Annotated in this window: 8 protein-coding genes; 2 read left to right on the top strand and 6 right to left on the bottom strand. The window is 27.5% G+C overall.

Annotated features, from left to right (window positions below):
* Positions 1 to 84: 84 nt before the first annotated feature.
* Complete coding sequence (locus QX51_RS11440) at positions 85 to 1,992, bottom strand: type I glutamate--ammonia ligase (protein ID WP_039680048.1); 1,908 nt, start codon at positions 1,990 to 1,992, stop codon at positions 85 to 87.
* A gap of 286 nt (positions 1,993 to 2,278) precedes the next feature.
* On the opposite strand from QX51_RS11440, the gene QX51_RS11445 reads away from it, so the two are divergent.
* Positions 2,279 to 3,043, top strand: coding sequence for a 3'-5' exonuclease (locus QX51_RS11445; RefSeq protein ID WP_039680049.1), 765 nt, complete (start codon positions 2,279 to 2,281; stop codon positions 3,041 to 3,043).
* A 52-nt stretch (positions 3,044 to 3,095) separates the two neighbouring features.
* Here the strand turns inward: QX51_RS11445 and QX51_RS11450 are convergent, their stop codons facing one another.
* Complete coding sequence (locus QX51_RS11450; protein WP_039680050.1) at positions 3,096 to 3,848, bottom strand: exodeoxyribonuclease III; 753 nt, start codon at positions 3,846 to 3,848, stop codon at positions 3,096 to 3,098.
* 14 nt (positions 3,849 to 3,862) lie between these two features.
* Positions 3,863 to 4,822 (bottom strand): galactose-1-phosphate uridylyltransferase, encoded by a 960-nt coding sequence (locus tag QX51_RS11455; protein ID WP_039680051.1) that lies wholly within the window; start codon positions 4,820 to 4,822, stop codon positions 3,863 to 3,865.
* Between the two features lie 302 nt (positions 4,823 to 5,124).
* Here QX51_RS11455 and QX51_RS11460 point away from each other — a divergent pair, with 302 nt between their 5' ends.
* Complete coding sequence (locus tag QX51_RS11460; RefSeq protein ID WP_039680052.1) at positions 5,125 to 6,345, top strand: pyridoxal phosphate-dependent aminotransferase; 1,221 nt, start codon at positions 5,125 to 5,127, stop codon at positions 6,343 to 6,345.
* 62 nt (positions 6,346 to 6,407) lie between these two features.
* On the opposite strand, the gene QX51_RS11465 is transcribed toward QX51_RS11460, so the two are convergent.
* The 3 genes from QX51_RS11465 to QX51_RS11475 form a co-directional block, all read right to left on the bottom strand.
* Positions 6,408 to 6,860 carry a MarR family winged helix-turn-helix transcriptional regulator gene (locus QX51_RS11465; protein ID WP_039680053.1) on the bottom strand — a complete coding sequence of 151 codons (453 nt, stop codon included), beginning with the start codon at positions 6,858 to 6,860 and terminating at the stop codon, positions 6,408 to 6,410.
* A 176-nt stretch (positions 6,861 to 7,036) separates the two neighbouring features.
* Positions 7,037 to 8,482 carry an adenylosuccinate lyase gene (gene purB, locus QX51_RS11470; RefSeq protein ID WP_039680054.1) on the bottom strand — a complete coding sequence of 482 codons (1,446 nt, stop codon included), beginning with the start codon at positions 8,480 to 8,482 and terminating at the stop codon, positions 7,037 to 7,039.
* A 91-nt stretch (positions 8,483 to 8,573) separates the two neighbouring features.
* Positions 8,574 to 9,482 carry a tyrosine-type recombinase/integrase gene (locus tag QX51_RS11475; RefSeq protein ID WP_039680055.1) on the bottom strand — a complete coding sequence of 303 codons (909 nt, stop codon included), beginning with the start codon at positions 9,480 to 9,482 and terminating at the stop codon, positions 8,574 to 8,576.
* Positions 9,483 to 9,742: the final 260 nt, after the last annotated feature.

Consider the following 9,742-nt stretch of genomic DNA (forward strand, 5'->3'; position numbering starts at 1 on the left):
ATTAATACCTATACTATAATTTTTTGAATAAAAAATACTGTGGAGTTTTAATCCACAGTATTTTTAACAATAATAAAACTTATATTAAAATATATTTTTAGCATAATCTATATATAAGGATTGAAGTTTCTTCATATCATGGCTAAGTTCCTTTTGAAGGTTTGATACTGTCTCGTAATCTTTATTTTCTATAGCTTCAATAATCTTTGTAAATAAGCATTTATTTGTTAAAGTATCTTTCATTACTTTTGTTTTTAGCTCTGTAATTGCATTCCAATTTACTTCATCTAAAGCATCCATATTTTCTTTCGTATGTAACTTTACATAGCTTCTTAATCTATCCATATGATCATGTATAATTCTAAATCTTAATTCTTTCTTCCACTTATCTATAGCACCTGTTCTAAAAGAGTTAATTATACTGTCTGAAAATACATTTCCATTTTTTAATGATTTAAGCTTCTCTTCATACTTTTTGAAGTTTCTCATATTTTCATATACTGTTGCAGGTGGTTCACCAAATCTTACATTTCTTTCTTCTTCATTATAATATTCAAATACATCATTTTCATCTCTGTATACTCTATCTTTTTCTAAATAGAAACTTTCTTCTCCTAAGTCCTTAGATATTTCTTTTTCTAGCTCTTTAGTTGTTAACTTACTTTTAGCAGTAGCTATAATCCCATCTAACATAGTTTGATAACATCCTGCTATTACTAAATAAGCATTTGAAAGAGGGTTTGGTGATCTAAGTTCAAATCTCAAAGATTTTGGATTTTTAGCATCTCTTACAAGGCCTACAAGTACAGATCTATTTCTTGAGGGAACCTCATAAGTATGACCAAGAGACGTTACTATACAAACAGGGGCTTCGAAGCCTGGTACCAATCTTTCAAATCCATCATTTGTACAAGTTACAATTGGATTTAACACTTCATAGTTATGAAGTAATCCCATTAAAGCTCCGTATCCTATTTCATTTAAATAATCTTGTTTCATGTCTTTTGGAGCAAATAAGTTTTGAATTTTTCCATTTTTTAATTTAACACTTGCTCCTATATGGGCATGACCGCCACTTCCTGCTACTCCGAATATTGGCTTAGCTTTAAATGTTACTTCTAATCCGTTCATAGTAAATATATCTTCTATTACTTCTCTTACTATTAATTGGTTATCTGCTGCTCTAAGTGGTGAATCGAACTTCCAAGATACTTCTAATTGCTCCATAGCATGATTTGTTTTACCTTCTATGCTTATTGAACTTTGTATACCACCAACTTCTTTATGAGCCATTTCTGGACTTATACCTAACTTTTGTAACTTAATTAAAGATTTCTCTAGACATGTTCTTATTATTCCATGAGTTCTTTTCCAATATTGTTCTTTTAAGCTTTGAGATACTGCTAATTTTTCTAAGTCTGCCTTATCTTCTGGTGTATTTACCCAAAACTCTAATTCTGTAGCTGCTGTTAAAAGTATATCCTCTATATCATCTATACTATCTATACCTATATTATTTATTAAATGAGGATATTCTTTAAACAAATCAAGTAAAGATTTTTTAAAGTTTCTTTCAGCCTTTTGTAATATTCCCCTAGAACAAACTTTTTTATTGTCATGAATTAAAAATGCTGGTATTTTTAATGTTCCTATTGGAAGATTAGTATCTTCATCTATATGTTCTAAATTATAATCAACATACCATTTTGAATTAACATCTGGCATTAAATCAACTTTTGCATTATTTAATGTTGCTATATCATACAATTCAACAGAAGATCCATCTGTTTGTATAGCTGACTTTAAAAATCCTTCTACATCGTCTAAGAAAAACTCTATAGGAATTTTTTCATCAGTTGCATTCCCTCCTAAGTCTACTCCTACTAAAGATACGAATCTTATATTTTTATGCTTTGATATTAATTCTTTAAATTCTTCATCATTATAATTATTCTTATTAACATAATATAACATGTCATTGCAACTTTTCATTTTTTAAATTACCTCCAAATTTAAGTCAATATATTCCGTATTATTTTTTACTCCAATCCAAAATAATTCGTAATTTCATTTATTTTATTATAAACAATATAATATTTCTTCGCAATATATTTTTTATTCCTATTTATCATATAATTAATAATAATATAAATACTATAAAAAGTTTAACTTTTTATTAATAATAGGTTATACTTAAAAATAGATATTATAGTTTATTTCAATTTTATATTCTTTAATTATAGTATTTGCACAATTATTATTTTAGGAGAAAGATTTTATGGAATATATAGTTTTTGATTTAGAGTTTAATCAGGGATTTGATAGAAAGCTAAATAAAACAGTTTCGGATGAAACATGTCCTTTTGAGATTATCCAAATAGGCGCTGTCAAATTGGACTCTAACTTAGATATGATTGATACTTTTAATACTTTTGTTAAACCTAATATATATAAGGTAATTCATCCCTTCATAAAAAAAATGACCAATATAAATAATGAAGATGTAAAAAATGCGCCTAGCTTTCCTGAAGCATTTAACATGTTTAAGTCTTTTATCAATGAAGAGAAAAATATCCTATGTGTTTGGGGTAATGGAGATCTAAAAGAGTTGTATAGAAATATTAAATATCATAATTTATCTACAGATAATTTGTCTAGCAATTATATAAATGTTCAACATCATGCTTCTGTTTATTTCAATAATCCAACAGGAAAAAGTATTGGTCTTCAAAATGCAATTACTTTATTAGAGTTAAATCAAGATAAATCTTATCATAATGCTTTAAATGACGCTTATTATACATCTCTCGTATTTAAAAAAATTTTTAATGATGAAATAGAAACTAAAAATTATAATTTTAATAATGATGATAAAAAGAAGTCTGTCACAAAGAGAAAAGTAAATTATGATAATATTTTCAGTGAGTTTAAAAAGATTCTAAATAGAGACTTAAACAAGGAAGAAAAAAAAATTATCCATCTTGCTTATAAAATGGGTAGAAGAAGCAAATCTTCCCAAGAAAAAAATAATTTAAAAGATTAAAAAATCCTTCCTTTAATATCTAGGAAGGATTTTAATATTATGACTAATTTTATTATTCAATTACTAATTCTACTGGACAGTGATCAGAACCTAGCACTTTTGTATGTATTTTAGCACTTACTAACCTATCTTTTAACTTTTCCGACGCACAGAAATAGTCAATCCTCCATCCTGCATTCTTTTCTCTTGCCTTAAATCTATAAGACCACCATGAATAAATATTTTCTTCATCTGGGTAAAAATATCTAAATGTATCTACAAAACCTACTTCAAGAAGCTCTGTAAATTTATTTCTTTCTTCATCAGTGAATCCAGCATTTTTTCTATTGGTTTTAGGGTTCTTCAAATCTATTTCCTTATGTGCTACGTTTAAATCACCGCATACTATGACTGGTTTTATATCATCTAGCTTTTTTAAATACTCTCTAAAATCATCTTCCCACTTCATTCTATAATCAAGTCTTTTTAACTCATTCTGAGAATTAGGTGTATACACAGTTACAATATGAAAATCTTCAAATTCTAACGTTATAACCCTACCTTCTTGATCATGTTCTTCAATATCTATTCCATAAGTTACACTCATTGGTTCTTTTTTAGTAAATATAGCTGTTCCTGAGTACCCTTTCTTTTTAGCATAATTCCAGTATTGATAATATCCTTCTAATTTTAAATCAATTTGATTTTCTTGTAATTTGGTTTCTTGTAAACAAAATATATCTGCATCTACTTCATCAAAAAATTCCATAAAGTTTTTTCCTACACACGCTCTTATTCCATTTACATTCCATGATATAAGTTTCATTTTTTATCTCCTTGTTAGTCAAATTTTAATTTACTTGCTATATCTTCTGATTTAACTGATGAAACATACATTCCAGTACTTAATTCAAATCCACCAAAATTAAATTTTCTTGGTACTATATGAATATGTGCATTATATATGTCTTTATAGTCCTCTTTTTCATTTATCGGGTGACTATGAATATATAAATTAAAAGGACAATTACCATGTTCATCATATAATTTACCGAATAATTCCTTTAATATAACAGAAAGTTGTTTTAATTTATTATCATCCATTTCATAAAAATATATGTTTTCTTTAAGTATAATTACTGTATCTCCACTAAATCTACACACCTGAGGCACAAACACAAAAAAATCTTCGTCATTATGTATAAGTCTTTTTTCATACTTAATCTCTTCTTGAATAATATATTTATACATATTTATACCCATTTTTTTGTAAAACTCATCACAAACTTTATATTCTTCTCTTAAGTCTGGAGGAATAAATGGTAACGATAAAATTTGAGAATGTGAGTGCATTAGAGATGCTCCAGCATCTCTTAAATGATTCTTAAATAAACAAATATACTTAACATTTTTATTTTCTTTGAAATCTTTAAATCTATTTTTATATATTAATAATAAGTAATAAAACTCTTCTTCATTCATATTAAAAAAATTTCCATTATGTTTATATGTATCTATTATTACATCATGTTCTCCTTTAATTTCACTTAAAGGGTTATCATCTATTATTGGATATTTATTTTTTACAGATTTCACTACCCATTGATTATTTTTATTTATTACATCAGTCTCCTGCGAAATATTTTCTTCATTTCCTCTACAAAAAGGACAATCTTTATCATATTCTTCATTCTCTTCTTTATTTATATCTTTTTTTACTTTATCCATAGGCCTATCTTGTCGCCCTCTAGCTATTATTACCTTACTATGATTTAATGTATCTACACCAAGTTCCTTCATCACAAACTCCTAATTTAAAGCCTTATTCAAAGGTTATTTATTTTATAATACGGTCTTACATAAATTATATTTTAACAAAGTTCCTTTGTAAATATTTAATATATTCACTTTAATTATTATCGCACTATTGAAATCTCATTGTGTCTAATTAAAAAGATTGTATAAAAAATAATTAAGATATTTATTCTATTTTTTGGAAATATATTTTTTTATAGTAATGCGGTTTATTCGCCATTATGCTAATATTAAATTAGATTGAGATATAATAATCAATTCATATGTTTATAAGGGGGAATATTCAAATGAAGTTTTCAAAGAGACTTAGTTCAATGCAACAATCACCAATAAGAAAATTAGCGCCATTCGCTACAGCTGCTAAAGCTGAAGGAGTTAAGGTATATCACTTAAATATAGGCCAACCAGATATAATAACACCAGTAGGATTTTTTGATGCTGTTAAAAATTTTGACAAAAAGGTTTTAGAGTATGCAGGCTCTCAAGGAATGCCTGAATTAATTGAAGCTATAAGAAAATACTACACTACATACAACATGGATTTTGCAAGTGAAGATATAATAATTACTAACGGTGGTAGTGAGGCTTTATTATTTGCATTTATGGCTGCATGTGATCCAGGAGACAATATATTAGTTCCAGAACCATTCTATACTAACTACAATGGATTTTCACAATGCTTAAATGTTGAAGTAAAATCTGTTACTACAGTTGCAGAAAACGGTTTCCACCTACCTTCTAAAGAAGAGATCATAGCTAAAATAGATGACAAAACTTCCGCTATATTAGTTGTTAACCCAGGAAATCCTACTGGATGCGTATATACTAAAGAAGAAGTTCAAATGATAGCTGAAATAGCTAAAGAAAAAGACTTATGGATAATTGCCGATGAAGTTTATAGAGAGTTCGTTTATGAAGGACTTGAATATACAAGCTTCGGAAATATGAAAGAAGTTGAAGATAGAGTTGTTATTATAGATAGTGTTTCTAAGAGATATAGTGCTTGTGGTGCTAGAATTGGTTCTATAGCTTGTAAAAACAAACAATTTATGGCTGAAATAATGAAGGTTTGTCAAGGAAGACTTTGTGTAGCTACTATAGAGCAATTAGGTGCTGCTGCTTTATATGCTACTCCAAAATCTTATTTCGAAGAGGTTAATGCTGAGTATAAGAGAAGAAGAGATACTTTATATACTGAATTAATGAAAGCTGATGGTGTCATTTGTGAAAAGCCTATGGGCGCATTCTATATTGTTGCTAAGTTACCAGTTGAAAATGCTGAAGATTTCGTTGCATGGATGTTGAAAGAATTTAGAAGAGATAACGAGACTGTTATGTGTACCCCAGCTGAAGGATTCTACTCTACTCCAGGACTTGGTAAAAATGAAGTTAGACTTGCTTATGTCTTAAAAGAAGAAGATTTAAGAAGATCTGGACAATTATTAAAAGAAGCTCTTGAAGAATATGCCCAATTAGAAAAAGAAAAATCTGCTTTAGCTAAAGCTTAATATATGATTTTAGTAAAGTAAAAATTAAAAAACCATCTTACATTTGTAAGATGGTTTTTTAATTAATTTAATTCTTCTTTATTTAGTATGTACTGAAGAGTTTCTAAAGCCTCTTGGTATTTTAATCTGTCGCTTTCATCTAGTTTATATAGTTTTTGTTCTAATTCATCACTTAACTTACTAGTAAAATCTATAGCTAATTTTTCCCCTTCTTCTGTAATAACTATCATATACTTTCTTCTATCTGCTAAATCCTTTTCCCTATAAACATAACCTTTTTTTGTTAAGTCATCTATCATACTTGTTAGACTTCCTTTTTCTATGTTTAATTTAGCACATAATTCCGTCATACTTATACTACCGTGATTTTTTATAAATACTAAAGCTCTCAATTGTGTTTTATTTACATTATATAATGCCGAATATTTCTTTAGGTATTCTAAGTAAAGACTTGAATAAAATTTAGGAAAAGTTTTTGATAAAAAACCAATTGTATTTGTTACTATACAGTTCATTTAATCACCTCAGATGCTTAATTTATTGACTTTTTCCCACTTCTATAGTTTACAATAAAAATATTTGTAGTACAATACTTTTTACAAATATCACTATTTTAATTTTCTTATATTATTATAACTTATAGTTCTATTTCTTTTCAAAAATAAAGAGCCATAAGGCTCTTTATTTAATACTATACTCTTAAGTCTACTTCTATACCTATACAGTCTTTATAATCGCTTATAGCAGGTTCTAAATATTCTTCAACGAATTCTACAACTTGTTCAGGTGCTCTTCCTACAAAGTTCATAGGATCTAGTATAGATGTTATTTCTTCTTTGTCTAATATTTTGAAAGCTTCATCTTCAATTATTAAATCTATTAGGTTATTATTTAAACCTTCATGCTTAACTCTGTAAGCTGCTTTCATAGATAGCTCTCTTATTACCTCGTGTAATTCTTGTCTGTCTCCACCTCTTTTTACAGCTTCCATAAGTATGTTTTCTGTAGCCATAAATGGTAGTTCTTCATCTATATGTTTTCTTATCATGTTTTCATATACAACTAAACCATCAGTTACGTTTATGCCTATATCTAAAATAGCATCAGTTGCCATAAATGCTTGTGGAATTGCAAGTCTTTTGTTGGCTGAATCATCTAAACTTCTCTCTAGCCATTGAGTTGCTTCAACTAATGCTGGAGATATTGATTCAGAAATTATAAATTTAGATAAAGAAGCTATTCTTTCACTTCTCATAGGATTTCTCTTGTAAGCCATAGCAGAAGACCCTATTTGATTTTTTTCAAATGGTTCCTCTAACTCTTTTAAGCTTTGTAATAATCTTATATCATTTGTCATCTTATGCATACTTTGAGCTATTCCAGCAAGTACATTTAATACTTGAGAATCTAATTTTCTAGTGTATGTTTGTCCACTTACTTTATAAGATTCTTTATATCCCATTTTTTCGCATACTATTTTATCTAATTCTTTTATTTTATCTGTATCATTTTCAAATAAGCTCATGAAACTTGCTTGAGTTCCAGTAGTTCCTTTTACTCCTCTAAGCTTCATATTATCTAATCTATAGTTTAAATCTTCTAAGTCTATTATTAAGTCTTGTGCCCAAAGAGTCGCTCTTTTACCTACTGTTGTAAGTTGAGCTGCTTGAAAGTGTGTAAAACCTAAAGTTGGAACATCTTTATATTTTAATGCAAAATCTTTAAGGTTATCTATCAAGTTAACAAGTTTAATTCTTATTAGCTTTAATGCTTCATTCATTTGAATAACGTCTGTGTTATCACCAACATAAGCTGAAGTTGCACCTAAGTGTATTATACCCTTTGCTTTTGGACATTGAAGTCCGTATGCCTTAACGTGACTCATTACGTCATGTCTTACTTCTTTTTCTATTTTTTTTGCTTCTTCAAAATTTATATCATCTATATGAGCTTTTAATTCTTCTATTTGCTCATCGCTTATGTTTATTCCTAGTTGTTTTTCCCCCTCAGCTAATGCAATCCATAGTTTTCTCCAAGTTGAAAACTTAAATTGAGGAGAAAAAATATAACTCATATTTTTGCTACAATATCTTTCTGTTAAAGGATTTGAATATGTTGTGTACTTATTTTCTATCATTTTTTGCACCATCCCTAAATCTTTTTTTCTACAAAGATTATTATATATAATTTAACGAACAATAACAATAGTTTATGTGTATTTGTTCATATTATTTTTTATTTAATTTAAAATTATCCTTACCTAATATATAGTCAATACTTTCACTATCAACAAAATTCAACACATTTTTATATCTTATAGCATAATATTTATCACTCCAACCCAACTGTTTTTTTATATCTTCTTTATCAGCTCCAAGCATCAAAGAGATAGCTGCATATGAATGTCTTAAATCCCTAGCTGAGTATTGTGATAATCCAGCCATATCAAAAGCTTTTTTTACTATTAATCTTACATTCCTATCTGTTATATATTGACTCTTTTGCGTTGTAAATATGTAGTCGTCATAAGGCATTATTATTTCACTAAGACCCGAAAAATATCTATAACTTTCTATTAACTTGAAACAATATGGATGAAGCTTTACTACTCTTTCCTTTTTCCCTTTACCAAGTCTTACATAAAAATTATTTTCTTCATCTACAATTAAATCTTTCCACTTAACTTTTACCAATTCATTTAATAAGCATCCTGTTGTAACTAAAAATACCATTATTAATTTATCCCTAGCACTAAGCCTTTCCAATGAATCTATTAATTGATTTATCTCTTGTATACTTAAAACATCTCTTTTCCCCTTTTCTCTTGTAACTATAGGCTTTTTAACAAAAGTAAATGGATTTAACTCTATATATTTTTCCCTCTTCATAAAAGCATAAAAACTATGTAAATAGCTGAAAATCTTCTCACAAGTTGATGTAGCATATTCTTCTTCTATAAATGCTATAAAATCTCCACATTCATTTTTTGTTACTTCTAATAAGTCTTCAACCTCTGTTTTTTCTTTAAATAAAATTATTTTGCTTAAATAATCTTTTTTTGTTGCTGGTGTCATTTTTATTGAAAATAATTGAAATATTTCAAACTCTCTCTCACTCAATATGTAATTATTATCCATAAAGTCTCCTTCAACTGTTATTCTAATCACTTTTTAAGGTCTCCTTTCACTGTTATTCTAATACTTTTTAACTTTATTTACTTTTAACTAACTTAAATTTTCAGTAATTAAAATTTCCTTTGATAAATAATTAAGAAGCACATAAGTGCTTCTTTAAATCATTACTTATTTGCAGAATTAACTAGGATTTTAATTAATTCACTTGAATTTTCGTTAAAAGTAGTTATAAATGTTAAATACTCGATAGCTCTATTCATAAC

The organism is Terrisporobacter othiniensis (genome assembly GCF_000808015.1).
GTDB lineage: Bacteria > Bacillota > Clostridia > Peptostreptococcales > Peptostreptococcaceae > Terrisporobacter > Terrisporobacter muris.